This is a genomic window from Congzhengia minquanensis (assembly GCF_014384785.1).
Taxonomy (GTDB): Bacteria; Bacillota; Clostridia; order UBA1381; family UBA9506; genus Congzhengia; species Congzhengia minquanensis.
Window position 1 is genome coordinate 358,883 of record NZ_JACRSU010000001.1, and the last position, 25,314, is coordinate 384,196.

Here is a 25,314-nt window from a genome sequence, read left to right on the forward strand (position 1 = left end):
GTAAACTCGTTATTAATATTATATAATCCGCTTGACATATTATGAACTATGCCGTATAATAAAATTAACCAAAAGAAAGGCGGTGCCATTGATGAAAAAAAGCGTATATAGTCTGGTTTTAAGCGACGACGTGGTAACCGCGGCAGACAAAGCGGCCGCAAAGCGCGGCTTAAGCCGCAGTGCGCTGATAAACGAAGTTTTGGCCGCTCATCTCTCCTGTACCACACCGGAAATGCGTATCCGCGATATATTTGAAAGTTTGGAGCAAATTGCCCTGCAGGATAATTTTAGAATGAAGCAAAAACCATCGGACGCAATGATGTCCCTGTTAAGCTCTCTTTCTTATAAATATAACCCCACTGTGCGCTATTCTGTGGAGCTAACCCACAAAACCAGGCACGCAATCGGCGTGCTAAAAGTCAGCTTCCGCACCCAGAGTGAAAGCTTTACCGACGCGCTGGACGGATTTTTTTACGTTTTTTGCCAGCTTGAGAAATCTTTTGCACCAGAAGGCGTAAACTATAAAACAGAGCCGGGCAGGTTTTCCCGACTTTTGGCCGTGCCGGAGGGGTTGGAATATTCCGCTGGGGAAACGGGCAAAGCAATTAAAGACTTTATCACGATGTTCGACACAGCTTTAAACGCATATTTCGGCTGCTTGCCCAACACAGAGGAGGCCGTAGACGCCGCAGCCGCAGTTTATCGAACCTATTTAAAACAAACCAAATTACGAATTTAATGAATTGAGAAAAGAAAGGGGATTTGACCTATGAATGCACAAAAATTAACACAAAAATCGCTGGAGGCAATCCAAAATGCGCAGAATAAGGTGATTGAATATTCCAATGCGCAAATTGAGGAGGAGCACCTGTTTTACGCCTTAATGGAAGACGCCGACGGCCTGATTTCACAGCTTTTAAAAAAGATGAACATTGATGACGGAGCCGTCCGCCAAAACAGTTTAACCGCCATTGAGCGTTTGCCCAAGGTTTCTGGCAGCGGCAGGGAGTCTGGCTCGGTGTATGTGTCTCAAGACGTGGATAAGGTTTTGGTAAACGCCGAGAAAAAGGCGGACCATATGAACGACGACTATGTTTCGGTTGAGCACATTATGCTGTCCATCTTAGACAGCCCAAACCCGGCGGTAAAAGAGATTTTAAAACGCTTTCAAATTAAATCGTCAGAATTTATGAAGGTTTTGGCCACAGTGCGGGGCAACACCCGCGTGACCTCCGACGCGCCGGAGGCCACCTACGACGTTTTGAAAAAATACGGCCAGGATTTGGTGGAACTTGCAAGAAACAACAAGTTAGACCCCGTAATCGGCCGGGATAACGAAATCCGCAACACCATCCGCATTTTGTCCCGCAAAACGAAAAATAACCCGGTTTTAATCGGCGAGCCCGGCGTGGGTAAAACTGCCATTGCCGAGGGGCTTGCCCGCAGAATTGTTGCCGGCGACGTGCCGGACAACTTAAAAGACCGGCAGATTTTCTCCCTTGACATGGGCGCGCTGGTTGCCGGCGCAAAATTCCGCGGCGAATTTGAAGAACGTTTAAAAGCGGTTTTGGAGGAAATTCGAAAGAGCGAAGGGAAAATCATTCTCTTCATTGATGAGCTTCACACCATCGTGGGTGCAGGCAAAACAGACGGCGCAATGGATGCCGGAAACCTTTTAAAGCCCATGCTGGCAAGGGGTGAACTGCATTGTATTGGCGCAACCACTTTAAATGAATATCGCCAATATATTGAAAAAGATGCTGCCTTAGAGCGCCGGTTTCAGCCTGTTTTAGTGGCAGAACCTACCGTGGAGGACACCATTTCCATTCTCCGCGGCTTAAAAGAGCGGTATGAGGTTTTCCACGGCGTGAAAATTCAGGACGGCGCGCTGATTTCCGCAGCAGTGCTTTCAAACCGATACATTTCCGACCGGTTCCTGCCAGACAAGGCCATTGACTTAATCGACGAGGCCTGCGCCATGGTGCGCACAGAAATGGACTCTATGCCTGCAGAGCTGGACGAAATTTCAAGACGGATTATGCAGTTAGAAATAGAGGAGGCCGCCTTAAAAAAAGAAAGCGACAACCTGTCGAAAGAACGGCTTTCTGAGCTTTCGGAGCACCTTTCCAAGCTGCGGGAAAGCTTTAAGGAAATGAAAGCCAAATGGGAAAACGAAAAGGTAGCAATTAATAAGGTGCAGGGTCTGCGGGAAGAAATTGAAAAATTAAACGGCGAAATTGAGCAGGCGGAACGCAGTTACGATTTAAACCGCGCGGCGGAATTAAAATACGGCAAGCTGCCCGAGCTGCAAAAAGAACTGGAAAAACAGGAAGAGTTAGCAGAACAGACCCAAAGTAATTCGTCCAGCCTGCTCCGCGACCGGGTAACCGACGAAGAAATTGCAAAAATTGTTGGCCGCTGGACGGGAATTCCCGTTTCCCGTCTGATGGAGGGTGAGCGCGAGAAGCTTCTGCGCCTGCCGGAAATTCTGCACAAACGGGTTATCGGCCAAGACGATGCGGTGGACAAGGTTTCAGACGCAATTCTCCGCTCACGCGCCGGAATTCAAAACCCCAACCGCCCCATTGGCTCATTCCTGTTTTTAGGGCCCACCGGCGTGGGTAAAACCGAGCTTGCCAAAGCGTTGGCTGAAGCGTTGTTTGATGACGAGAACAACATCGTTCGCATTGACATGAGCGAATATATGGAAAAATACTCTGTGTCCAGATTAATTGGCGCACCTCCGGGATATGTGGGCTATGAGGAGGGCGGTCAGCTCACCGAGGCCGTGCGCAGAAAGTCTTACTCGGTTGTTCTGTTTGACGAGATTGAAAAGGCCCACCCCGACGTATTCAACATTCTGCTACAGGTGTTAGACGACGGGCGCATTACCGACTCTCAGGGCCGTACGGTGGACTTTAAAAACACCATTATTATCATGACCTCCAACTTAGGCTCGTCCTATCTGCTCGAGGGCATTGATGCAAACGGCGAAATTACGCAAAAGGCTGTAGACGAGGTGGAAACCTTATTGAAACAAAATTTCCGTCCTGAGTTTTTAAACCGATTGGACGAAATTGTGTTCTACAAGCCGCTTTTAAAAGACCAAATTAAAAAAATTGTAGATTTGATGATAGAAAGTTTACGTGCCCGCCTCCGCGACAAGCAATTAGACGTAGTTTTAACCGACCGTGCGAAGGACTATGTCATTAACGCAGGCTACGACCCGGTTTACGGAGCAAGACCCCTCCGCCGCTTTTTGCAAAGCAAGGTGGAAACGCTCATTGCAAAAACCATTATCGCACAAGATCTACTACCCGACACCAAAATGGTTGTGGACTACGACGGTGAAAAGCTCACCATTCGAACCGAACAATAACTATAAAAACACCCCAAAGGGCTTAGATTTACAGTTATAGGGAAGTATTTTTCTGTTAGGCGGTATAGCCTGTTTATTCGGGCCATACCGTCTTTTTCAGGTTTTCGGCCTCTTTTGTTACTGTCTGCGGCTCGTTTGAAAGTGCTAAGAATGAGGAATAAAATTACAATTTCAAAAAAAAATTGCAGCTTTTAAAATTATTCACAGCATGTTAAAATAACGTGCTAAAATAGAAAATGCAGTTGATAGACATGATCATTGACACAAAGTATAATAAAACTATCAACTTTAAGGAGGATAAATTCATGAATTTAGGAAACAGTTTATTCCACGCAAGAAAAAGGTGCGGTCTTTCACAAGAAGATGTTGCAGAAAAATTAGGCATAAGCAGACAAACCGTTTCAAAATGGGAAACCGACGAAACCATTCCAGACATTCGTCAGTCAAAGAAAATGGCAGCACTCTACAAAATTTCACTTGATGAACTCATTGAGTTTGATGTGGATGTAAAAGAAATACAGGAGATGATTGACCAGACAAATGAAGAAACAGAGAAAAAAATTGACTGGACTAATGCTTGGGGAAAAAAGTATCCTGTTTTACTGCAATATCAAAACAAAGTGAACATTCCCAACTACGCCCAGAGGATGAATGCTATGTTGGACGAGTTAAAGCAGGAATATCAGTTCAACGAGCAGGATGCAATGCTGGTTTTAAAAGATATTTTATATAATGTTTGGAAAATTCGAAAAATTAAATGCTCAAAAACAGTATAATGAATAAAAAGCAGGAAGCACGCCACTTCTGAAAAATGATTTACTTCCTGCTTTTACTTGTAACCTGTCTGTCAGCGTTTGTAATAAGTTTGCAGTTACTACGTAAACACTGTTTACCATTTGCTGTTTTCTTTCGTGGTGCTTCTTTTTAAATGCCCAACAGATGCGTCAGCGTGCCGCCAAAAATCATTTGCTTTTGTTCGTCCGTCAGCCCAAGGCCGTTTAAAACGGCAATGCCGTGTTTTGTTTTTTCTGCATCGTTATAGGGAAAATCTAAACCAAATATGCAGCGCTCCGCGCCAATTAAGTGAATTAAATCTTTCAGTCTGTTTTCGTTTAAATACCAAAATTTGTTCATTTCCCAGTCGAACACGCTGGTCAGACCTGCAAAGGTGGTTTTTGGGTTATTGCACAAAACCCCCACCGCCTGGTCAAAATAGGCATAACCACCCACGTGCTCCATGGTAAACTTTAAGTTTTTAAAATGATAGGCAATTTCATCATGCAGAATTACGTTATAATCCTGAATTCTGTGCCAGTGAATGCCTGTGTGGAACGATAGCAGGAGCCCCAGTTTTTCTGCCTGCCCGTAAACCTCAAAGGCCTTTTCACTCACCAGGCTGAATTTTTGATAGGCAGGGTGCAGCTTTATGCCGCGAAACCCCAGTGCAAAAATCTCGTTTACCTGGTCTTTTATGTTTTCCTTCGAAAAATCCACTGTCCCAAATCCCAAAAGGCGGTCTTCGCCGTTTAACTCCGCAGCAAGCCAGCGGTTGGGGTTTTCCACCATGTCCGAAAAAGGCGCAAAGGCCACGGCCTTTAAAATGCCGCATTCGTCCATCAACGCTTTTAAACTGTCAACCGTCCCATCCTCCCGAAAACTTTTCGGAAACACATGGGCATGGTTTGCAACGATGTTTACATTGCTCATATAATCAACTTCCCTTCCCTGTTTTCACCATTTTAGCACAACGAAGGTTATCGGTCAAGGCAAACTTTGCCGGAAACTATTTTAACAAATCCTGCACATGCACAGGAAGTCCCGTTTCCATAGATTTGTTGCAGGCCAAACCAAAGGCCAGCGTTTTTAAAGCGTCGCTGTAGGTGGAGCGAATTTTGCTTTGATCGCGGGACAGCACAGCCTCTAAAAAGGTTCTGTCGCACAAAAAGCCCGGGTCGCCCTCGTTTTGATAAACCAAGCCGTTTTTCGACGCGCTGGATAGTCCCCCGTCCCCCTTCACCACCAGATTTCCAATTTCGTTTTCTTCCTGCTGTTGCCCGCCAAATATTTCAAAAGTATCTAACAGCTTCATTTCACCACGTTTATCTTTGGCGCTGAAAACGGTTTTCGAGTCGAACGCATCGCCGCTTTCTGCATAGCACCCCGTTCCAATGGTGGCCAGCGCCCCATTTTCAAACCGTACCACTGTTGCACTCAAGTCGTCGGTGTCATAGTCTGCTGCCTCCACAAAGCCTCTCGCCGCCATGGAGAACACCGTTTCCGGCTCTCCCAGCACATACCGGATATAGTCCAGCTGGTGAATGGTCTGCTCCACCAACTGTCCGCCGGAAAGCTTTTTATCCTTCCACCAAAATACCTCGGGAATGGAACCAAACCGCGTGCAGTCCACAAAGGGGATGGGGTTTTGCCTTGCAAACTCCTTAATATGCTCTGCAAGCATGTCATACCGGCACTGAAAGCCCACCGCTGTAACAAGCCCTTTTTCTGCCACCCGCTTTTCAATGGATTTTGCAAGCTCCATGTCTAACGTCAGGGGCTTTTCCACAAAAAAGTCGATGTTTCGATTGATGAGTTCTTCTTCAATTTCGCCGTGACAATAGGGCGGCACGCACACAAACACCGCGTCTGGTTTTACTTCCGTAAGCATAACGCGAAAATCTGTATAAGCCATTGCGCCCCCGCCGGTTTCTTGCGCAAACTTTTCCGCCCTTTCCAATATTAAATCACAAAAGCCCGCTAACTGTGCGATGTCGCCAAAAGTGGTTAAATGTGATAAATGATATTCTCCAATGCCGCCACAGCCAATCATTGCTACTTTCATCATAACAAAGCTCCTTTCAAAATGGCGTCCTCCTGAGCAGACACCTCTTTATAAAACGTCAGCATTTCGCTGTATTCCCTTGTGGGAGATACCTCTGCCGTCAAATATCCGTCATACCCAACAGCGGAAAGCGCCTCCGTCACAGCCGGCCAGTTGATGTCGCCGGAAAGCAAATCCACAAAATCGCCGCCGCTGTTCAGACCGCCGTTCCGTTTAAATCCCTTTACGTGAATTCTCTGAATCCTTTTTCCCAAAATATGAATCCACGAAACCGTGTCGGAAAACGCAACGGTGTTGCCCACATCATAATAGGCTTTCATATAGGGGGAATTCAGCCGGTCGATAAAGACCGCCATGTCGTTCGGCGAGGTGAAAAACCCGTTCCACACGTTTTCTAAACATACATAAATTTGGCTATCCTCAATTTCCTGCTTCATTTCCGAGAGGGCCAGATAAGAAGCCTCAAACGCCTCCTTTAAAGACGCACCGCCGGAAACATCCAACCCGGGAACGCACAGCACACTATCAGTTCCCAGCGCTGCTGCACAAATCATCTGTTTTCTTAAAATATTTTTGCCCTTTTCCCGTTCTGCTGCGTCTTTTGCTCCCAGTGTGCCATTGTAAAGCGAGGTGGAAATGCCGGCAATTTTTAAGCCAAACTGCGCGGCGGTTTCGCGGATTTTAAAAAGCTCTGCCTCGCTTGTTTCCATGGTTAATGAGTGGGCCGAATGGCCCGGTTCGTCCACATTCAGTTCCACCGCTGCAAAACCGCAGGCAGAAAGGTGGGAAAACATTTCTTCAAAGCTTTCGTCGGCGGCTGCCGACCATGCATTCATAGATTTTTTCATATTTCTCCTCCTTGCACACAACAAATATTTCATTTTTACTTGATTTTTTTCTTCCGTTCCCTTACACTAATAATATAGCACCAAACTTTATTTTTTTCTATGCACACAGCAAACACACTTATGGACAAAACAACGATTTTAACGAGGTAAGTTTTATGGACAACAAAGCCTATTACACCGACGACATCGACATTGAGAACGGCAACCGCTGTCTGACCGACAGGCCGCTGTATGTGAACTGCGCTGGGGTTTGCTCCTTTGAGGTCGATTTTTCCGGCGGCCATGAAAAGGGCCGGGAAGATTTTTATTTAATGTATCTGTGCCGCGGGGAGCTTAGCGTTGCGTTCGGCGGCAGAAACTGTGCTTTCAAAAGCGGCCAGCTCATAATTTTTCCGCCGAAAACGCCCTGCATGTATAAAAACAAGCCCGGCACCCATGTGGACTATTTTTGGCTGCACTTTACCGGGACAAAGGCGGAAGCGCTTTTGGAAAACGCACGCCTGCCCTTAAACAGGCCTATAAACGTTTCGGTAGACGAGCGGATTTTAAGTGCCTTTCAGCAGTTATTTGCAGAATTTATGGAGCGGGACTTTCTGTTTCACACCTCCATTGTTTCAAAGCTTGTTGATGTGTGCACCCTGTTTGGCCGGGCGGCAGCTTCCCTGTTAGAGGAAAACAGGGACGGAGTTACACTGAGTGCTTCCCTTCGGTATATTGACGAGCACTACGCAAAACCCATTTCTGTCAAAGACCTGGCAAACCTGGAGCACATAAGCTGCGGCCATTTCCGAGTGTTGTTTAAACAAAAAACCGGCATGACTCCAACCTACTACATTACAGCCTTGCGCCTTCGGAACGCCTGCGTGCTGTTAAAGCAGACCGATTTAACCGTAAAAGAAATTGCGCTAAGTGTAGGCTTTTCGGACCAGATGTATTTCACACGGGTTTTCACCAAGCAGTTTGGCATACCTCCAAAGGCGTTCCGCCGTTAAGATCGCGCAAAACATGACATTTTCCAATTGACACCAATTTGGGCGCATGGTATAATAAATGTAGTCGTTGCGCTGCGCGCACCGCAAACGCAATCATTATTTTGCTTCATAATAAAATAATGAGAATGTTTTTTAATTTTTAACGGAGGTTTTATTCAATGGAAATACTTTATTCAAACTTGCTGCAGTTAACCTGGCAGCAAGCGGTAATGTGGGTTATCGGCGGTGTTCTGATTTACCTTGCCATAAAAAAAGACATGGAGCCCACATTGCTTTTACCCATCGGCTTTGGCGCGATTTTGGTAAACCTGCCGAATTCCGGCGCTGTGGAAACGGTAAAAACTTTGTTTGAGGCCGGTATTTCAAACGAGCTGTTTCCGCTGATACTGTTTATTGGCATTGGTGCAATGATCGATTTCGGCCCGCTTCTTTCCAATCCTAAGCTGATGATTTTCGGTGCGGCGGCACAGTTTGGAATTTTCTTCACCCTTTGTTTGGCGTCCATGTTTTTTGACATTAACGACGCGGCATCCATTGCAATTATCGGCGCGGCAGACGGCCCCACGTCCATTGTGGTTGCCAATGCGCTGCACTCAAAATACTTAGGCGCCATTATGGTGGCGGCATATTCTTACATGGCCTTGGTGCCCATTATCCAGCCCCCGGTTATCCGTGCTCTCACCACTAAAAAAGAGCGTTTAATCCGTATGCCCTATGAACAAAAATCGGTTTCCAAACGCACAAAAATTCTGTTCCCAATTATCATAACCGTCATTGCGGGACTGGTTGCGCCGGAATCGGTTGCTTTAGTAGGATTTTTAATGTTTGGCAACTTAATCCGCGAATGCGGCGTGTTAAACTCCCTTTCCGAAACGGCGCAAAAAGTTTTGGCAAACTTAATTACCATTTTCTTGGGAATTACCATTGCATTTAAAATGCAGGCGGCCGATTTTTTGGCAGTGGATACGCTGATGATTTTAGGATTAGGCCTTGTGGCGTTTATTTTTGACACAGCCGGCGGCGTTTTGTTTGCAAAGTTTTTAAACCTGTTTTTAAAGAAAAAAATCAATCCCATGATTGGTGCGGCGGGAATTTCGGCTTTCCCCATGTCCGGCCGTGTGGTTCATAAAATGGGCTTAAAGGAAGACCCGCAGAACTTTCTTTTAATGCACTCCATCGGTGTAAACGTTTCCGGGCAGATTGCTTCGGTCATCGCCGGCGGATTGATTTTAAACTTTTTCTTGCGTTAGGAGGCAAAAATTATGACATTTCGCCCTTTTGAATTTATAGCGAACTTAAAATATATGGGAATTGGCATGCTGAGCATTTTAATCGTTATCGGCGTCATCATGCTGGTTACAATTATTTTAAACAAAACATCTAAAAATAAAGACTGAATAAAAAGAAGCCCCGCGTAAAATAACGCGGGGCTTCTTTACTTTATAAACGCTTTTATTTTGCTTTCCAGTTTTCCATAGTCATCTGCTATGCACACAACAACCAGCTTATCGTTTGCATAAATAAAGGGGCGGTTCAGCTTTGGCATTTCCCCCGGAATATAATTCTGAAAGCTGTTTTTCCTGCTCTCAATGTAGTCTTTTGCCTTTTGCTTTACTTTTGCCCCGTCGCCTTCATCTTTCACCTCAAAAACGGCGATTTCCTCTGCCGTGGCTCCGCCTCCGCGGTAGCCTGCGGCGTTTGCCAGCATAGATTCATCCAGCCCGTATGATGCATACAGCACGCGCCTGCTGATTTCTCCCAACGAGTCGTGAAACGCCACGTTCTGCAAAACCATTTGAGCAAGGCCTTTAACATCTATGTCGGTTTTCAATTCTTCTTCGCTTTCACCGCCTACTCCGTCTTCCGCCGAAGCGCCCACCGTGTGGGTTTTTAAATAATCCAGCCATTTTAAATAATATTCTTTGTTTAAGTGCGTCCCATCGGTGTTGCTGCCGGAAATTAAGTTCCCCTTATCGTCGGTAACCGCCCGAGTTACATCAATGTAATAAACCTCTTTTTCCTCTGCCAGCGCAAGCAGCGCCTGATTATACCGTTTTATTTCGTCGTTTTTTAAATAACCGCTCTCCTGCTCCTGCTCAGATACGGGCAGAATGGACTGAATATAAACAATCGCGCCAGGGCTATGCGTTTTCACCGTATCAATCAGCGCGCCATACTTTTTAATAAACTTTTCCTTGTTGGATTCCACCACATATTCATTTGCGCCAAGCATAATATAAACCTTTTCGAACCCGCCCTGCTGAATCCGGTCCATAATGGTGCCGCCGCCGGGAGCCTGCCGGGTGTTTAAAGCGTCAATGGTCATAGACGTGCCGCAGAGAAACTCCGCGTCAGGCAGATTGGCATAATCTTTCAACCCGTCGGTCAGCGAATCGCCGATAAATGCGGTGTTTTTAAAATATCCGTCACCAACCGGCTTCGTGCGGAACACCATACCAACGCCCTGGTTTAAATAAACGGAATTTTCCGCATAGGCCGCCGTTTTCTGAATGGTTTCGTCCGACATGAAAGAAGACGCACTATATAAAAACAAAACGTCTTTCACGTCGTTGTCGCCCATGTATTTAATAATATCATCGTTATAATAGCGAAGGTCAATCATGTGAATTGTTTCAAAATGGTTTGCTAAAAACGGAACGATGCTGTGGGCATAAGAATCTTTCAGCACCACCAGGTTCTTCCCGTTTTTGTTGGGACTTTCAATTACGGTTAAGGCGTGGTTTCCGTCCAAAAAATAGGAGTATTTGTCCTTTTCTTTCAAATGGGCAGGAAAATACATAGAGTCCGCCTCTGTGCCCTCATAGGGAAACTTCACCTTAAACCGCGGCGTTTCCAAGGGACGGTAGTCACAAATAACGTCCGGCGTAGTCTTTTTTAAGGATTTTGAATAGGTTGTGCCCAGAAACTCTCGTGACACGTCTGAAATTTTAAAATCGTCGCCGCTCAGTGGTGTGTATCCCAGCGTCTTAGCCAAATTATGATACACCACATAGGAACCGTTGGAGGTTAAATGGTGGTCTGTACGGTAGTATAAATAGTCATCCTTATGCTTTCTTAACAGCTCCGTGGGGTCGGCATAAACAATACCCGTGCCTGCAAATGCGTCGTTTAGTTTTGCGTTCAGCTTTAAAATGGTGTCGCGGTAAACGTTTTTAGGCAGATCGTCTTTTAAAATTTCATAGGCCGGGGGCACCACCGAAACTGTTACATTATACCGGTCTGTGTTATAAAGGGTTTTCACCGCACTGATGTTTTGTTCAATCAGCCTGTCGTTCAACGTTTTGGGTTTTTCCATCAGATAGCCGTTTTTACATACATAAACGCCGTTGTTCTCTTTTTTTCCCATAAGATATTCCATTTTCGACTTAAACACAACAAAAAAATTGCGAAAGGCAAAATGGTCGCTTACATAAGCTTCCATGTCTTTCATATATTGTCCGCTTAAAACGCTGTTTGCGCTTAATTCCGGAAATTTTTGCAAATAACGGTTTTCCAGCTGGGAATATTCCTCTTTGGGCTGGAGAATGTTAAACAGCACCAGCACTAAAAAACTGAACACAAAAATACTGTTAAACCGCCTGCAGGCGTTTCTTCGTTCATGCTTATTCAAATTTCTCCCTCCCCTGCTTTAAAATCTGAAATATAAAAACGGGTTATAGCCTGCGTCCACCAAGTAAGCCGTACACAAAATCAGCGCAACAGCAACGGGAATTACGGCGGCTGCCGGGCTTTTTTGAACAAAGCGCCTGCCAATTTTTGCCCCAAACGGCAACGACGCTGCCGCGGCGATTACTAGCAGCACCATGTTGGACAAAACGTCGTAAAAGAACATTGGCGAAACCGCGCCTGCGCCGGAAAAGCCAAACATTAACTTTAAATATCCAATGCTTTCCGTTAAGCTGTCAGACGCAAACAGCACCCAGCCAATGAGCACGAAAAAGAGTGTGTAAACCGTTCCCACCGCCTTGGGTAGCTTGTTCAGCAGTTTTGCCAAAACATCCTTCTCCAGCATTAATAAAAGGGCGTAATAAAGCCCCCATGCCAAAAAATTAAAGCTTGCACCGTGCCAGAAGCCTGTTAACACCCAAACAATTAAAATGTTTAAGTGCGCACGGCCTCTGCCTGCCCGGTTTCCGCCCAGCGGAATATAGACATATTCTTTAAACCACGTGCTTAAGGAGATGTGCCATCTGCGCCAGAAATCTGTAATGGATTTTGAAATGTAGGGATAGTTAAAATTCTGCTCAAACTCAAACCCGAACATGCGGCCTAAGCCAATTGCCATGTCGGAATAACCGGAAAAGTCAAAATAGATCTGAAACGCAAAGGCGATGATGCCCAGCCACGCCGAAAGCGCCGAAAGCTCAGGCAATGCCGTTGCATGAACAGAGTCCCACAAAAGACCGATATTGTTGGCAATCAGCACCTTTTTGGCAAGCCCCGCAGCAAAGCACATAAGCCCCGACGAAAACCCTTCTATGGTTTCGCGCCTGCTGGTGAGCTGCTTTTCAATTGTGCTGTAGCGCACAATCGGCCCGGCAATGAGCTGGGGAAACAGGGTAACATAGGTGCCGAAATTGATAAAATTCTTCTGCGCCGCAACCTTGCCGCGGTACACGTCGATTACATATGACATGGTTTGGAACGTGTAGAACGAAATCCCAATGGGAAGTGCAAGGTTTAGGTAGGGAATATCCCAGGGCAACGCGGCATTTATAAGTCCCAAAAAGAAGTTGGTATATTTAAAAAACACCAAAATTGCCAGGTTCACCACAACAGAAATGGTTAACACCCGCTTTTTTTGTACCTGCTGTTCCGTTCGTCCTATTTTTCTGCCTGCAAAATAATTAAACGCGGTGGAAAACAGCATGAGCGCCACATACACCGGCTCGCCCCAGGCATAAAAAATCAGGCTGCCCAAAAACAGCACAAGATTTCTGTGACGTTTGGGCGCCAAAAAATATACTGCCAAAATGGCAGGCAGAAAATAAAATATAAAGAAAATACTGGAAAATACCATATGTAACCTCAAACCAAAATTTTTGTCCTATATATTTTACCATATAATCTGATAAAGTACAACCTTTTTCGGCAAGAAAATGTGCTTAATCCCAGCTTAAACGCCGGCAGGCAGACGGCGTTGTGCCTGTGACATGAAAAAACACCTTTCTAAAATAGGAGGAGTTGCAAAAGCCGCACTTGGCGCTGACCTCCTCAATGGTGACCGCAGGATTTTCAATAAGATACTGCATAGAACGGCGCACCGCAATTTTATTTTTATATTCCATAGGAGGCATTCCCATGTTATGTTTAAACAGATAATAAAACCGGGATTCGCTGAAGTTACAGAGTTTTGCCAGCATGCCCACGGTAATGGGGCGGTTAAAATTTTGCTCAATATAGGTTACCGCCGCTCTTACGGATTCGTCAATGGGGCGCGCCATTTCAAAATCTGCAGCGGTAAACACAGCGTGGCACAGGGCATAAAACTTCGCAATGGCATCAAAAACTTCAAACCCATTTTTTGTGCAGTGTTGAATAATCCCGCTGTAAAGGTCTTTAATATTTTCCTTACACGTGCTCCGGCAGTCAATCTGCTGCAACGGATAGGTACGAAACCTGAGCGGGTCGTTTTGAGGCGCAAAAGTAAAATGGATGCTGGAAAACACCGCGCCTGGGTTGCCGCGCCACTGGGCCACATAGGTTTCTCCCATTGGCAGAAGAAACATGTCTCCGCTCTTCAGTCTCAGCGTTCCGGTTTTTCCGTCCATAAAAAGCGTTCCGTCATGAATACGGCAAATGGTGTAAAACGGCCGCGGAAGCTTTGAAAAATCGTCAATTTCCAGTTTGCTTTGGCGGTGGTATTTCTCCGCTTTAAAATAAAGGGGAACGGGAATATTGTGCATATCCATAAATAGCCCTCCGCAGTAGAATTATGTTGCTTTCTGATATTATACTATCTTTTTTTCTGTTTGTCAATTTCATATAATGAAGAAAAAGGAGGCGTGTAACATGCAATTTCAAAACAAGACTGTGCTGATTTCCGGCGGTGCTTCCGGCATGGGTCTGCTGTGCGGACAGTGCTTTGCCCGCCAAGGGGCTAACGTGGTGTTGGCAGACATAAACGAGCAGGCGCTGAAAGAAAAAACCGCTGAAATTACGGCTTTCGGCGGCAAGGCGGCATTTGCCGTGTGCGATGTACGGGACTACGCGCAGGTAACGGCCGCCTGCGAAACCGCGGTGAGCGTCTTTGGCGCTGTCGACATTTTAATCAACTGCGCCGGCGGCGCGGAAACAAGGGTGTTAAACCACCACGAGGAGTTTAAAGATATGCCCATTTCTGTTTATGACTGGGGCATCGACGTGAATTTAAAAGGCCAATTCTATTTTGACCACGCTGCAATGAAACAAATGGCAAAGCAAAAGCAGGGTGTTATCATAAACATTGGCTCCATCACGGGAGAGGAGGGGTGCTCGGCCAACGTGGCCTATTCCACCGCCAAAAGCGGCGTGATGAACGGGCTTACAAAGTCGCTGGCACGGTATGGAGCGCAATATAATGTGCGGGTTGTTTGCGTGTCTCCCGGCCCGGTCCTCACCCGCCCGGGCATGGCATCTATGAAAACACTTCAGGGCCGGGCAGCGCAGCCCCAGGAGGTGGTAGACTTTATTTTATACCTTGCCTCCGACAAGGCGGCGTTCATAACAGGCACAAATCATTTTATTGACGGCGGAAGATATGCCATGGAAAGGGGATAAAAAACATGAAACCATCATTTTTAGGCCACAGCAGACCTCTGCTGACCTGCATGCTTCAAGTAGAAACGCCGGAATGCGCCATTGCGCAAATTCGAAACGCCGTGTTTGACGGGGCCGACGCTTTTGGTTTTCAAATTGAAAAGCTAAAGCCGGAGTTTCGAAACGCTGAAACCTATCAAACCGTGTTTTCCTATATGGAAGACAAACCGGTTTACATCACCAACTACCGCCACAGCCACAGTGAAAACGTAACGGATGATGCACGGGCAGCAGAGCTTATAACGGCACTCGACGCCGGCGCGTCGCTGGTAGACGTGATGGGCGATTTTTATGACCCCACGCCTTTTGAGCTTACAAAAAATAAAAGCGCAATTGAAAAGCAGAAAAAACTGATTGACGCCATTCATCAAAGACAAGGCGAGGTGTTAATGTCTTCCCATGTGCTTGAATTCCGAAAAGCAGAACAGGTGCTTGAAATCGCAAAAGAACACGAAAGGCGCGGTGCGGATATTTCAAAAATTGTAACAGCGTCCAATACAGAAGAAGAAATGCTGGAAAATTTGGCCGCTACCGCCGCTTTAAAAAAAGAATTAACCATTCCGTTTTTATTTCTGTCTGGCGGAAGATTCTGCAAAATGCACCGCATGATTGGCCCCATGCTGGGCTGTGTGATGTATTTATGCGTGCAGGCCCACGATGGGCTTTCCACCAAAGAACAGCCTGTTTTAAAAAGCGTGAAAGCGGTTGTGGATAATTTTGACTGGAAGCCATACCGTAAAATGACATAAAAATAAGCGGCGCTAAAAAAGCGCCGCTTATAGTTTTTTAATTATGCCTTGTTTACAGAGCCGAACAGTTCCATTTTTTCTTTCACTGTGGCTTTAATTGCCTCTGTTCCGGGGGCCAACAGCTTTCTTGGATCAAATCCCTTGCCCTCTAAATCCTTGCCGGCTTCCACATATTTTCTGGTGGCTTCTGCAAAGCTTAACTGACATTCTGTGTTCACGTTGATTTTAGAAACTCCCAGCGAAATTGCTTTTTGAATCATGTCCGCCGGAATACCTGTGCCGCCGTGCAGAACTAACGGCATGGGAGAAGTTTCCTCGCTGATTTTTTCCAGCACGTCGAACCGGAGTCCCGTCCAGTTTTCGGGATATTTCCCGTGGATGTTGCCAATGCCGGCAGCCAGCATATCAACGCCCAAATCGGCAATCATTTTGCACTCGGCAACGTCTGCAACCTCGCCGCCGCCGACAACGCCGTCTTCCTCGCCGCCGATGGAGCCAACCTCAGCTTCCACAGAAAGACCTTTTTCGTGCGCCAGGCGGATGACCTCTTTGGTCTTTTCAATGTTTTCTTCAATGGAATAGTGGGAACCGTCGAACATAACAGACGAAAAGCCCGCTTCAATGACCTTTAATGCGTGCTCAAAGCTTCCATGATCTAAATGGAGCGCAACGGGAACGGTAATCCCCAGCTCTTCAATCATGCCCTTTACCATACCTACAACGGTTTTGTATCCGCACATATATTTTCCCGCGCCTTCCGACACGCCTAAGATAACCGGCGAATTACATTCCTGCGCCGTTAATAAAACTGCCTTCGTCCACTCTAAATTATTAATGTTAAACTGGCCCACTGCATATTTTTCTTTTTTTGCCTTTAAAAGCATTTCCTTTGCGCTAACTAACATTTTGTTTCCTCCTATTGCACATCATAATTTTATGATTTCTATTCTATGGAATATTATACATATTTTAATAGAATTTGTCAAGAAAAACACAATCAATAGTGTCGACGGATAAAATCCACAACCGGCGAAATGTCCGGCAGACCATGGGGATGGTGGTCGCCTCCCCTTTTCATGTAAACTTCAATTTCCCCGCCGTTTTCTTTATAATATTTTTCTAAAAGCGCGCCGTTTTCGCAGTATGGCACAGTTTTGTCGCTGTCGCCTGAAACCAAAATAATCGGGATTTTATGCTGAAGCAAAATGTGGGCCATGTCGATTGGGTGGTCCCGGCGGCAAATCAGATCCGAGCGGGAAATGCCTTTTGCCGCGTAAAATTCGTTCCAAAAGCTCTCACCCGCCTCCTTTGACGACGGCGGCAGCCCCATATAGGCCGGGCAGCTGAGCAAATTCATCACTGGCGCGTCTAAATACATTACCGAAACCATTTCGGGGTGTGCGGCAGCAAGATATACCGAATGCAGCCCGCCGCAGCTCATGCCCACCGCTGCACAGGAAGCGCAAAAACCAAACTCGCGTGTTAAAAATTTTGATAGCGCAAACTTTTTTTCATAGTCGTCACTGTGCCCCCACCGTGTGGTATTTTTTAAATATACCAAATTGTAGCCCTGGCGCATAAGCGCAAGTTCCGTTTCGGGAAACGCGTCGAAATATTCGGCTTTTAACAGCCATTTGTCCGTTCTGTTTTCCTCTTCTGCAAAAACAACAGTTGTTTCTCTGCCCTCAAAGTCAAAGTCGAATCGTTTAAATCCGTTCCATTCACTTTGTTTCATGCCTGAGTTCCCTCCTTATTTCTCATTTCTTTCAGCTTTTCGCAAAGCAGGCAATAGGCGGTTTCCGCGTCGTCTGTTTCAAGCACGGTTTCCTCCATGGGGCACATGCCGTCGCCCCGCCGGTTTACAATGTAGGGCACCAGTTTGCCGTAGGAGTAGTTTACGCCGTGTGCGTCGAACACCTTTTTTGCGTGCTCGCTCATCACCTGGCCGTAAACGCGCCTGGCGCCCATCTTTAAAAACAGCAGCGCCGCAGATTTGCCCACAACCTTGTCCGCTGCCTCCCGGGCCTTGTCTTGGCTTTTTATGATAAAATCCATCAGGGGTGCAATCCCGCTTTTTTTGCTTTGAAACACCGTTCCGTCTTCCGACAAAATCACGCAGGAATACCCTTCCTGCTGCAGTAATTGTTTCACATGAAATTCCATTTTATCCTCCCGCTATTATCGTTTTGTCAGCGGTCTGCGCTCCATCAGCTCCTGTGCGTTCTGCACAAAATCCTCAGGAGTGAGCCTGCCCATTTTCAGCTCATACATCAGCGGACCGTTGTAGCCCGCTTTGTCCAATGCGTCCATCAATTCCGGCCAGTTGATGCTGCCCCGCCCCGGAAGCCAATGCCGCTCGTCGATAAAATCATAGTCGGAAACATGAGTCGTAATGATTTTTCCGCCAACGCGTTCGACAAACGCCGAAATATCCTCCCCCAGCAAATGGTTGGTGTCGAAGCACACATATAAATTCTCGTGGGCGGAAATCAGCTCTAAAATTTCGTCCGAGTTTTTTCCCAAACAGGTTCTGGGCAAATCTTCCACCGCAATACGCACCCCCATTTTCCGGGCAAAGCCTGCCAGCTCCGCCAGGCTCTTTTTGGCGTTTTTCATGGCAGCAGGCCTGTCCGCATCTAAAATTGGCTCGGAACTTGCGTGAATTACATAAACACCCGCCCCCGTAACAGACGATTTTGCCATAATATTTTTAAAATTTTTCACTGCCGCCTGCCGCACCGATTCGTCTAACTGGGCAGGATTTGATTCCATGGAGAACGGCAGATGAACGGAAAACAATTCAACCCCCGCGCTGTCTGCCCCGCGTTTTAAGGCCGCCCAGTCAATGCCGCTATAAGCATGGCAGGGAAACGACAGTTCCATTTTGCAAACGCCTGCTTTGGCGTATTTTAAAAAGTCCTCCGGGCAAATCAATTCTCCGCAGGTGGACATGCCGATTGCATATTGTTTCATGTCTTAACCCCCTTCTGCATTATAAAATAATATTTGTATCCGTTTGTTCAAGTGTCCCCAGCATTTCGTCCAAATTCTCAAACTCTAACCTGAGTACAATCACTTCTCCTGCCAGCTTGTTCACCGGAATTTCCATTACATGAAGATATTCCGCTTCTGCTCCGCCGGCAAAAAAATAAAAGGGCATGTAGGCAAGCTCACAGTTTAATTCCTGCCCATTGTTCAGCACCACCGCACTTTTGGGAAGAACGCTGATGGGCTTTAGCGCAAGCCCGTCCGACTCGGCCGGCGCAGGCAGATGAATATACAAAAAGTTATCTTTTTTCGTCACTGTAACATCGTTAATCGCCTGGTTAATCCCAACGTCAACCAGCTTCGCTCCGAAATAGCTTTCCGAAACACGGCGAAACCAGCTTCCCACCTGTTTGAGGGTTTCTTCCGTTTGTTTTGGCAAATAACCCCGTGCATCAGGGCCAACGTTTAACAAATAGTTTCCGCCTTTGCACATTACCGCGTCAATGGCGCATTCTAAAAACAGGTGGGACAAATAGTCCTCATTTGTGCGAAAGCCCCAGCTCTCCCTGCCTACGGACTGGCAGGCCTCGGTAAGCCCTGAAAAGGATTTGTTCTTCGGCACTTCCCGCTCCGGCGTGCTGTAGTCCCCGGCTGAATACCCACGGTCGTTAATCAAAATGCCGGGCATAAGCTTTCTTACATACTCGTTCACCGACTCGTCTTGATGAACCGGCGGAATGTCCCAAAACAGTGCGGAAATCTCCCCGTATCTGCCGCCTAACAACTCCGTCATCTGGTCTTTTATGTAATTTTTATAGGCTTCCTCGTCCGGCGTGTCACCCGCATTCGGCTCTGCCAGCTGGTGGTCGCCGCCGTAGTTGACCGAATATGGGCAGTTCCAGTCGGGCACGGAATAATAAACTCCAAGCTTTAACCCATATTTTTTACAGCTTTTTGCTACCTCGGCTAAGATATCTTTCCCATAGGGGGTATGCATCACGTTATAATCCGAAAATTTTGTGTCCCACATACAAAACCCGTCGTGGTGCTTTGCAGTGAACACAACATACTGCATCCCCGCCTCCTTTGCCAAAGACAGCCACTGGTCGGGGCTATAGCCCTCGGGGTTAAATTGGTCTTTATATTTTATATACTCCTGCTTTGAAATTCCCCTTCTCCACTGCTCCTGCTCGTGCCAGCCGCCCACAGAATAAATTCCCCAGTGGACAAAAAGGCCGAACCGCTCATCTTGAAACAGCATGGCGCACTTCCTTTCTGTTTTTTTACGAAACAAGTATATCACAACCGTTCCTTTTTTTCAATAAAAAAAGCGCGGGCTTTTTCGCCCGCGCATATCGCTCTTTTATTCTTCGTCCACTTCTTCGATGTGGCCTAAATAGTCTTCTAATTCACTTTTTATAACCGTGACCCTGGGGCCGTAAATTACCTGAATTCCGTTGCCCTTTTTAATGATGCCCGAGGCGCCTGTGGCGCGCAGCGCAGCGTCATTTACCTTGTCTGGCTCTTTCACCGTAATTCTCAGCCTGGTGGCGCAGCAGTCAATGTCTGAAAGGTTGTTCTTGCCGCCCAGACCCTCTAAAATGTTAGCCGCGCGAACGCTTTTCTCTTCTTTCTCCTCCGCTTTGCCGCCCTTTTCCTTTTTGGCGTTATAATCTTTTCTGGTATAAAGCTTGGTTTCCTCGTCAAGCTCCTCGCGGCCCGGCGTTTTGTAATTAAACTTGCGAATCATGAATCCAAACAGGAAGTAGTAGATAATGAAATACACAATCCCCACAATCACAATATAAATCCAGTTTGTCTTTGCGTTGCCGGGCAGAATACCAAACAGCAAAAGGTCGATAAATCCGCCGGAGAATGTCATGCCCACCGCCACGTTAAACACATGCATCAGCATGAACGAAAGCCCGGCCAAAATACAGTGCACCACATACAGCAGCGGCGCTACAAACAGAAACGTAAACTCAAGCGGTTCGGTAATGCCTGTCAAAAACGAGGTCAGCGCCGCGCCGAACAAAAGGCCGCCCGCCGCTTCCCGTTTGTCTTTCCGTGCGCACTGGTACATTGCCAGCGCCGCGCCGGGAAGACCGAACATCATAAATGGGAACTTACCGGTCATAAACCGGCAGGCGTCCACGCTGAACCGCGTGGTGTTGGGCGATGCAAGCTGCGCAAAAAAGATGTTCTGCGCGCCGGCAATGTTTGCACCATCTATCATCATAGTGCCGCCCAGTCCCGTCTGCCAGAACGGCAGATAGAACACGTGATGCAGGCCGAATGGAATTAAGGCACGCTCAATGATACCGTAAATCCACGTTCCGGCATATCCGCTTTTTGTTACCAAGTCTCCCAGTGCGTAAATCCATTTCTGGATGACCGGCCAGAGGAAGAACATTACCACGCCGACTAAAATGTAAACAATGGTGGAAATAATGGGGATAAACCTTGTACCTCCAAAAAACGAAATGGCGTTTGGCAGCTCAATTTTATAAAACCTGTTGTGCAGCCAGGCTACGCCCAAACCAACAATAATACCGCCGAACACGCCCATTTCTAAAGACTCAAGCCCCAAAACGCTGCCCGTCGCGCCCTCCTGAAGCGTATCAATCCGCCCGGTTAGGGTTAACAGCGTGGCAATGGTCATGTGCATAACCAAAAACGCCACTGCTGCAGAAAGGGTTGCAATTTCCTTTTCCTGCTTTGCCATTCCTAAGGCTACGCCCATGGCAAAAATCAGCGGCAGGTTGCCAAAGATAACGTTACCCGTTGCCGCCATAATGGAGAGAATGATGTTTAAAACCGTTCCCTCGCCCAAAAGCCATCCTAAATTGTAAAGCTCAATCGTCGTTGGGTTGGAAAACGACGAACCAATGCCCAATAACAGTCCCGCCACAGGCAGAAGCGCAATTGGGAACATGAACGAGCGCCCGACTCTCTGCAATACGCCGAAAGCGCCCCCGTTACCAGATTTGCTCATAATAAATCTCTCCTTATATTTTCTTATAGGTAAACAGCACATCTTTTCCTGCGTGCATGGTTCCTGAATTGGTTTTCACAACTTCCGTCTTTTCCGGTTCTGTCAGCAGCACCGGCGTTTCAAGGGGAAGGCCGTGTTTCTTTAACAGCTCTAAGTCAACCTGGGCAATTTTGTCCCCGGCCTTTACATGGTCGCCGTCAGACACAAAAACAGAAAAACCCTCGCCCTTTAAATTCACTGTGTTCACGCCAATGTGCAGCAATAGGTCTGTGCCATCGTCGGTTGTAATGCAAAAAGCGTGCTTTGTGTCAGTTACGTCTGCCACCACCCCGTCAACAGGGCTTAATACCTCGCCGCCGTCAGGCAAAACAGCCGCGCCGTCGCCCAGCATTTTTTCGGCAAACGCCTCGTCCGGCACGTCGGACAGTGCCGTAGCCACGCCGTTCATCGGGGCATAAACCGGAATTTCTTTATTCTTTTTTAAAGCGCCAAACATTGTTTTTCCTCCTGTTTTTATTAAAGGTTTTCACGAAAATAAGCAGACAGTTTATCCGCCGCGGCTTTCTCGCCCTCGCCGGATACCTCAACCGTAACCGTGTCGCCGCACTTAACAGCAAGCGCCATCAGCGTGAATATTTTTTTTAAGTCGGCGGTTTTGCCGTCTTTTTTCATCACAACCGCACAGGGCATCTCCCGCGCCAGCTTTACCAGCGCCCCGGCAGGCCGGGCATGAATTCCCGTTTCGTCTTGAATGGTATAGGAAAACTGCGTCATAATTTTGTTTCTTCCTTTTAAAATGGTATTCTTGTAAATATTATGTACGCCCCGTTTTTCTTTTATACGGCTTGTCCGCACTTTTTCTTGACGGTGTTTGCAAAATGTAGTATAATTTTTTTGTAAAAAAATTTTTAAATCCCATTTTATCGGAGGTTTTTTCATTGGAACATGAATTGGTAATCGTATTAGACTTCGGAGGACAGTATAACCAGCTTATCGCCCGCCGGGTGAGGGAATGCGGCGTTTACTGTGAAATTTTGCCGTATAAAACAAAGCTCAGCGAGCTTGCCGCAAAAGAACCGAAGGGCATTATTTTAACAGGCGGGCCCAACAGCGTTTACGACGAAACATCCCCCACCTATTCAAAGGAGCTGTTTTCCTTAGGCGTTCCGGTTCTGGGTATTTGCTACGGCTGCCAGCTCATGGCGCACCTTTTGGGCGGAACAGTTTCCCACGCGGAAACGCGGGAATATGGCAAAACAGATTTAACACTTTTAAACAGCCCCCTCTTTACTGGCATTGAGAAAAACACCTCATGCTGGATGAGCCATACGGACTATATCGAGAAAATTCCTGAAGGCTTTTCGGTCTGTGCAAAAACCAACGGCTGCCCTGTCGCGGCAATGGAAAACCGGGACAGAAAGCTCTACGGCGTTCAATTCCATCCCGAAGTGCTGCACACTCCCCGGGGCACAAAAATGTTCAAAAACTTTTTAATGGAGGTTTGCCATCTGTCAGGCGACTGGACTATGTCGGGCTACGCAAAAGAGGCAATTGCCTCCTTAAGAGAAAAAATCGGCGGTAAAAAAGTGCTGTGCGCCCTGTCCGGCGGCGTGGACTCCTCTGTTGCCGCAGTTTTAATTCACAAGGCGGTAGGCAAACAGCTTACCTGCATTTTTGTCGACCACGGCCTGCTACGCAAAAACGAAGGCGACGAGGTGGAAGAAATTTTCCGCCGCCAGTATGACATTAATTTAATTCGCGTGAACGCCCAGGACAGATTTTTGAATAAGCTTGCCGGCGTTACAGAGCCGGAAATGAAGAGAAAAATTATCGGAGAGGAATTCATTCGTGTATTTGAAGATGAGGCTAAAAAAATCGGTTCTGTGGACTTTTTGGTTCAGGGCACCATCTACCCCGACGTGGTGGAAAGCGGTGCAGGCGACGCGGCGGTGATTAAAAGCCACCACAACGTTGGTGCACTGCCTGACGTGGTGGATTTTAAAGAAATTATTGAACCCTTAAGAAGCCTGTTTAAAGACGAGGTGCGAAAGCTAGGCTTAGAACTTGGCATACCCGATCATCTTGTGTGGCGTCAGCCTTTCCCGGGGCCGGGCCTTGCAGTGCGCATTATCGGCGATATTACGAAAGAAAAGGTATCCATTTTACAGGATGCTGACTTAATTTTCCGCGAAGAAATTGCAAAAGCTGGCTTAGACCGGGATATTCACCAATATTTTGCCGTGCTCACCAACATGCGCAGCGTGGGCGTTATGGGCGACGGCAGAACGTATGACTACACCCTAGCTCTCCGCGGCGTAACCACCCAAGACTTTATGACAGCTGACTGGGCAAGAATTCCTTATGATGTTTTAGAAAAGGTTTCCAGCAGGATTATAAATGAAGTAAAAAGCATTAACCGCATTGTTTACGACATTACCAGCAAACCCCCGGCAACGATTGAGTGGGAATAGATGATTAAACCCAAACGTATAATATCCATTGAAACGAGGTAAAAATTCAAACGAATATGAACAGAACAAAATTGAAAATAAAAGCGGCCCGCAATGCGTTCCGGGCCGCTTTTCCCCACACCCTACCAATTTTGGCGGGGTTTCTGTTTTTAGGAATGACCTATGGCATTTATATGAATGTGTCAGGCTTTCATTTTGCATATCCTATGGTGATGAGTCTGATTATTTTTGCAGGCTCCGTTGAGTTTGTGGCCGTAAATATGCTCATGGGCGCGTTTAACCCCATGCAGGCTTTTTTCGTGACGTTTTTAATTAATGCCCGGCACCTGTTTTACGGCATTTCCATGCTGGACAAGTTTAAGGGAACGGGTTGGAAAAAGCCGTATCTAATTTTCGGCATGTGCGACGAAAGCTTTTCCATCAATTACACTGCAAACATTCCAGCCGGCATTGACCGCGGCTGGTTCATGTTTTTTGTAACGCTTTTAAACCATTTCTATTGGTTCGCAGGGGCCACCTTGGGCGGTATTTTTGGCTCTTTTCTCCGATTTAATACCGAGGGGTTGGAATTTGTGATGACCGCTATGTTCGTGGTGATTTTTTTAGAACAATGGGCAAAAGAAAAAAACCACACCGCCTCTTTGCTGGGACTTGGGATTTCCCTGTTGTGCCTGATTATTTTTGGAAGTAATAATTTTATGGTTGTTTCTCTGCTTGCCATTTTGGCTGTGCTGACGGTTATCCGGCATCCGCTGGAAGGGGGTAGCATTTAATGACGCTTGAGCAGCAAATAATTACCATCTCTATGGTGGTGCTGGCCACCGTAGCCACTCGTTTTTTGCCGTTTCTCCTTTTTCCGGCCGGAAAGGAAACGCCAAAGTACATTATATATTTGGGAAAGGTGCTGTCCGGCGCGGTGTTTGGCCTGCTGGTCGTCTATTGCTTAAAAGATGTTTCCATTTTTTCTGCCAGCCATGCCCTGCCGGAGTTGATTGCCATTTTGACAACCGTTTTTGTCCATTTATGGAAACGGCAAATGCTCTTGTCCATTGCAGCGGGCACCCTTTGCTATATGCTGCTTGTTCAGTTTGTGTTTTAAAAAGGTACCTATGATAACGGTCTATCCAGCATGAAAAGCGTTTTTTAAGATAGGATCTGTGCCGTTTTTTTTGCTGTGCAATTTCTTTTTCTTGAAATTGCGGCCAATTTCTGGTATAATATTTTTTGGTTTGAT

General features: G+C 46.7%; 25 protein-coding genes. 11 read left to right on the plus strand and 14 right to left on the minus strand.

Going from position 1 to position 25,314, the window contains the following annotated elements; translation table 11 throughout:
- The first annotated feature begins 91 nt into the window (after positions 1-91).
- The 3 genes from H8698_RS01725 (at position 92) to H8698_RS01735 (ending at position 4,155) form a co-directional block, all read left to right on the plus strand.
- Positions 92-739, plus strand: coding sequence for a ribbon-helix-helix domain-containing protein (locus H8698_RS01725; protein ID WP_249310906.1), 648 nt, complete (start codon positions 92-94; stop codon positions 737-739).
- Between the two features lie 30 nt (positions 740-769).
- Positions 770-3,379, plus strand: a complete 2,610-nt coding sequence (gene clpB, locus H8698_RS01730) for an ATP-dependent chaperone ClpB (protein WP_249310907.1) — start codon at positions 770-772, stop codon at positions 3,377-3,379.
- A 305-nt stretch (positions 3,380-3,684) separates the two neighbouring features.
- On the plus strand, positions 3,685-4,155 hold the full coding sequence (locus tag H8698_RS01735; RefSeq protein ID WP_249310908.1) for a helix-turn-helix transcriptional regulator: 471 nt from the start codon (positions 3,685-3,687) through the stop codon (positions 4,153-4,155).
- Positions 4,156-4,303: 148 nt separating this feature from the next.
- On the opposite strand, the gene H8698_RS01740 is transcribed toward H8698_RS01735, so the two are convergent.
- The 3 genes from H8698_RS01740 to H8698_RS01750 all read right to left on the minus strand — a co-directional run bounded on the left by H8698_RS01740 (position 4,304) and on the right by H8698_RS01750 (position 7,066).
- Positions 4,304-5,086 carry an amidohydrolase family protein gene (locus H8698_RS01740; protein WP_249310909.1) on the minus strand — a complete coding sequence of 261 codons (783 nt, stop codon included), beginning with the start codon at positions 5,084-5,086 and terminating at the stop codon, positions 4,304-4,306.
- 76 nt (positions 5,087-5,162) lie between these two features.
- The gene (locus H8698_RS01745) at positions 5,163-6,221 is read right to left on the minus strand and encodes a Gfo/Idh/MocA family protein (protein WP_249310910.1); all 1,059 of its coding nucleotides are present in this window, start codon (positions 6,219-6,221) and stop codon (positions 5,163-5,165) included.
- Positions 6,218-7,066 carry a sugar phosphate isomerase/epimerase family protein gene (locus H8698_RS01750; RefSeq protein ID WP_249310911.1) on the minus strand — a complete coding sequence of 283 codons (849 nt, stop codon included), beginning with the start codon at positions 7,064-7,066 and terminating at the stop codon, positions 6,218-6,220. Before H8698_RS01750 ends, H8698_RS01745 begins: the two co-directional genes overlap by 4 nt.
- A gap of 155 nt (positions 7,067-7,221) precedes the next feature.
- On the opposite strand from H8698_RS01750, the gene H8698_RS01755 reads away from it, so the two are divergent.
- The 3 genes from H8698_RS01755 (at position 7,222) to H8698_RS01765 (ending at position 9,455) form a co-directional block, all read left to right on the plus strand.
- Positions 7,222-8,058 (plus strand): AraC family transcriptional regulator, encoded by an 837-nt coding sequence (locus H8698_RS01755; RefSeq protein ID WP_249310912.1) that lies wholly within the window; start codon positions 7,222-7,224, stop codon positions 8,056-8,058.
- A 158-nt stretch (positions 8,059-8,216) separates the two neighbouring features.
- Entirely contained in the window at positions 8,217-9,308 is a 1,092-nt protein-coding gene (locus H8698_RS01760; RefSeq protein ID WP_249310913.1) for a sodium ion-translocating decarboxylase subunit beta, read from the plus strand.
- Positions 9,309-9,320: 12 nt separating this feature from the next.
- Positions 9,321-9,455, plus strand: a complete 135-nt coding sequence (locus H8698_RS01765; RefSeq protein ID WP_249310914.1) for an oxaloacetate decarboxylase — start codon at positions 9,321-9,323, stop codon at positions 9,453-9,455.
- A 38-nt stretch (positions 9,456-9,493) separates the two neighbouring features.
- On the opposite strand, the gene H8698_RS01770 is transcribed toward H8698_RS01765, so the two are convergent.
- From H8698_RS01770 to H8698_RS01780, 3 genes are all read right to left on the minus strand, one after another.
- A complete protein-coding gene (locus H8698_RS01770; protein ID WP_249310915.1) occupies positions 9,494-11,689 on the minus strand; it encodes a DHHW family protein in 2,196 nt (731 codons plus the stop codon).
- An 18-nt stretch (positions 11,690-11,707) separates the two neighbouring features.
- Positions 11,708-13,099, minus strand: coding sequence for an MBOAT family O-acyltransferase (locus tag H8698_RS01775; RefSeq protein WP_249310916.1), 1,392 nt, complete (start codon positions 13,097-13,099; stop codon positions 11,708-11,710).
- A gap of 85 nt (positions 13,100-13,184) precedes the next feature.
- On the minus strand, positions 13,185-13,991 hold the full coding sequence (locus tag H8698_RS01780; RefSeq protein WP_249310917.1) for an AraC family transcriptional regulator: 807 nt from the start codon (positions 13,989-13,991) through the stop codon (positions 13,185-13,187).
- 100 nt (positions 13,992-14,091) lie between these two features.
- On the opposite strand from H8698_RS01780, the gene H8698_RS01785 reads away from it, so the two are divergent.
- Together H8698_RS01785 and H8698_RS01790 are read left to right on the plus strand one after the other, a co-directional pair.
- Positions 14,092-14,838 carry an SDR family NAD(P)-dependent oxidoreductase gene (locus H8698_RS01785; protein WP_249310918.1) on the plus strand — a complete coding sequence of 249 codons (747 nt, stop codon included), beginning with the start codon at positions 14,092-14,094 and terminating at the stop codon, positions 14,836-14,838.
- A gap of 5 nt (positions 14,839-14,843) precedes the next feature.
- Positions 14,844-15,626, plus strand: a complete 783-nt coding sequence (locus H8698_RS01790; protein WP_249310919.1) for a type I 3-dehydroquinate dehydratase — start codon at positions 14,844-14,846, stop codon at positions 15,624-15,626.
- Positions 15,627-15,667: 41 nt separating this feature from the next.
- Here H8698_RS01790 and fba read toward each other — a convergent pair whose 3' ends face one another.
- The 8 genes from fba to H8698_RS01830 form a co-directional block, all read right to left on the minus strand.
- Entirely contained in the window at positions 15,668-16,531 is an 864-nt protein-coding gene (fba, locus tag H8698_RS01795) for a class II fructose-1,6-bisphosphate aldolase (RefSeq protein ID WP_249310920.1), read from the minus strand.
- Between the two features lie 92 nt (positions 16,532-16,623).
- A complete protein-coding gene (locus tag H8698_RS01800) occupies positions 16,624-17,361 on the minus strand; it encodes an alpha/beta hydrolase family protein (RefSeq protein WP_249310921.1) in 738 nt (245 codons plus the stop codon).
- Complete coding sequence (locus tag H8698_RS01805; RefSeq protein ID WP_249310922.1) at positions 17,358-17,789, minus strand: DUF1893 domain-containing protein; 432 nt, start codon at positions 17,787-17,789, stop codon at positions 17,358-17,360. Before H8698_RS01805 ends, H8698_RS01800 begins: the two co-directional genes overlap by 4 nt.
- A 15-nt stretch (positions 17,790-17,804) precedes the next feature.
- A complete protein-coding gene (locus H8698_RS01810) occupies positions 17,805-18,599 on the minus strand; it encodes a sugar phosphate isomerase/epimerase family protein (protein ID WP_249310923.1) in 795 nt (264 codons plus the stop codon).
- A 19-nt stretch (positions 18,600-18,618) separates the two neighbouring features.
- Positions 18,619-19,917 carry an alpha-L-fucosidase gene (locus tag H8698_RS01815; protein WP_346726818.1) on the minus strand — a complete coding sequence of 433 codons (1,299 nt, stop codon included), beginning with the start codon at positions 19,915-19,917 and terminating at the stop codon, positions 18,619-18,621.
- Between the two features lie 60 nt (positions 19,918-19,977).
- Complete coding sequence (locus H8698_RS01820; RefSeq protein ID WP_249310925.1) at positions 19,978-21,609, minus strand: PTS transporter subunit EIIC; 1,632 nt, start codon at positions 21,607-21,609, stop codon at positions 19,978-19,980.
- Positions 21,610-21,622: 13 nt separating this feature from the next.
- A complete protein-coding gene (locus tag H8698_RS01825; protein WP_249310926.1) occupies positions 21,623-22,105 on the minus strand; it encodes a PTS sugar transporter subunit IIA in 483 nt (160 codons plus the stop codon).
- Positions 22,106-22,125: 20 nt separating this feature from the next.
- Positions 22,126-22,383 carry an HPr family phosphocarrier protein gene (locus H8698_RS01830; protein WP_249310927.1) on the minus strand — a complete coding sequence of 86 codons (258 nt, stop codon included), beginning with the start codon at positions 22,381-22,383 and terminating at the stop codon, positions 22,126-22,128.
- A gap of 164 nt (positions 22,384-22,547) precedes the next feature.
- On the opposite strand from H8698_RS01830, the gene guaA reads away from it, so the two are divergent.
- Genes guaA through H8698_RS01845 form a run of 3 tightly spaced genes read left to right on the plus strand, consistent with a single transcriptional unit; the run spans position 22,548 to position 25,179 of the window.
- Positions 22,548-24,080, plus strand: coding sequence for a glutamine-hydrolyzing GMP synthase (gene guaA / locus H8698_RS01835; protein WP_249310928.1), 1,533 nt, complete (start codon positions 22,548-22,550; stop codon positions 24,078-24,080).
- A 56-nt stretch (positions 24,081-24,136) separates the two neighbouring features.
- A complete protein-coding gene (gene azlC, locus H8698_RS01840; RefSeq protein WP_249310929.1) occupies positions 24,137-24,853 on the plus strand; it encodes an azaleucine resistance protein AzlC in 717 nt (238 codons plus the stop codon).
- Entirely contained in the window at positions 24,853-25,179 is a 327-nt protein-coding gene (locus tag H8698_RS01845; protein WP_249310930.1) for a branched-chain amino acid transporter permease, read from the plus strand. The genes azlC and H8698_RS01845 overlap by 1 nt, the downstream gene beginning before the upstream one ends.
- Positions 25,180-25,314: the final 135 nt, after the last annotated feature.

Bases quoted from the DNA above. Each gene is read 5' to 3' on its own strand.
- H8698_RS01725 (WP_249310906.1), top strand. From the start codon at position 92: ATGAAAAAAAGCGTATATAGTCTGGTTTTAAGCGACGACGTGGTAACC.
- clpB (WP_249310907.1), top strand. From the start codon at position 770: ATGAATGCACAAAAATTAACACAAAAATCGCTGGAGGCAATCCAAAAT.
- H8698_RS01735 (WP_249310908.1), top strand. From the start codon at position 3,685: ATGAATTTAGGAAACAGTTTATTCCACGCAAGAAAAAGGTGCGGTCTT.
- H8698_RS01740 (WP_249310909.1), bottom strand. From the start codon at position 5,086: ATGAGCAATGTAAACATCGTTGCAAACCATGCCCATGTGTTTCCGAAA.
- H8698_RS01745 (WP_249310910.1), bottom strand. From the start codon at position 6,221: ATGATGAAAGTAGCAATGATTGGCTGTGGCGGCATTGGAGAATATCAT.
- H8698_RS01750 (WP_249310911.1), bottom strand. From the start codon at position 7,066: ATGAAAAAATCTATGAATGCATGGTCGGCAGCCGCCGACGAAAGCTTT.
- H8698_RS01755 (WP_249310912.1), top strand. From the start codon at position 7,222: ATGGACAACAAAGCCTATTACACCGACGACATCGACATTGAGAACGGC.
- H8698_RS01760 (WP_249310913.1), top strand. From the start codon at position 8,217: ATGGAAATACTTTATTCAAACTTGCTGCAGTTAACCTGGCAGCAAGCG.
- H8698_RS01765 (WP_249310914.1), top strand. From the start codon at position 9,321: ATGACATTTCGCCCTTTTGAATTTATAGCGAACTTAAAATATATGGGA.
- H8698_RS01775 (WP_249310916.1), bottom strand. From the start codon at position 13,099: ATGGTATTTTCCAGTATTTTCTTTATATTTTATTTTCTGCCTGCCATT.
- H8698_RS01780 (WP_249310917.1), bottom strand. From the start codon at position 13,991: ATGGATATGCACAATATTCCCGTTCCCCTTTATTTTAAAGCGGAGAAA.
- H8698_RS01785 (WP_249310918.1), top strand. From the start codon at position 14,092: ATGCAATTTCAAAACAAGACTGTGCTGATTTCCGGCGGTGCTTCCGGC.
- H8698_RS01790 (WP_249310919.1), top strand. From the start codon at position 14,844: ATGAAACCATCATTTTTAGGCCACAGCAGACCTCTGCTGACCTGCATG.
- fba (WP_249310920.1), bottom strand. From the start codon at position 16,531: ATGTTAGTTAGCGCAAAGGAAATGCTTTTAAAGGCAAAAAAAGAAAAA.
- H8698_RS01800 (WP_249310921.1), bottom strand. From the start codon at position 17,361: ATGAAACAAAGTGAATGGAACGGATTTAAACGATTCGACTTTGACTTT.
- H8698_RS01805 (WP_249310922.1), bottom strand. From the start codon at position 17,789: ATGGAATTTCATGTGAAACAATTACTGCAGCAGGAAGGGTATTCCTGC.
- H8698_RS01810 (WP_249310923.1), bottom strand. From the start codon at position 18,599: ATGAAACAATATGCAATCGGCATGTCCACCTGCGGAGAATTGATTTGC.
- H8698_RS01820 (WP_249310925.1), bottom strand. From the start codon at position 21,609: ATGAGCAAATCTGGTAACGGGGGCGCTTTCGGCGTATTGCAGAGAGTC.
- H8698_RS01825 (WP_249310926.1), bottom strand. From the start codon at position 22,105: ATGTTTGGCGCTTTAAAAAAGAATAAAGAAATTCCGGTTTATGCCCCG.
- H8698_RS01830 (WP_249310927.1), bottom strand. From the start codon at position 22,383: ATGACGCAGTTTTCCTATACCATTCAAGACGAAACGGGAATTCATGCC.
- azlC (WP_249310929.1), top strand. From the start codon at position 24,137: ATGAACAGAACAAAATTGAAAATAAAAGCGGCCCGCAATGCGTTCCGG.
- H8698_RS01845 (WP_249310930.1), top strand. From the start codon at position 24,853: ATGACGCTTGAGCAGCAAATAATTACCATCTCTATGGTGGTGCTGGCC.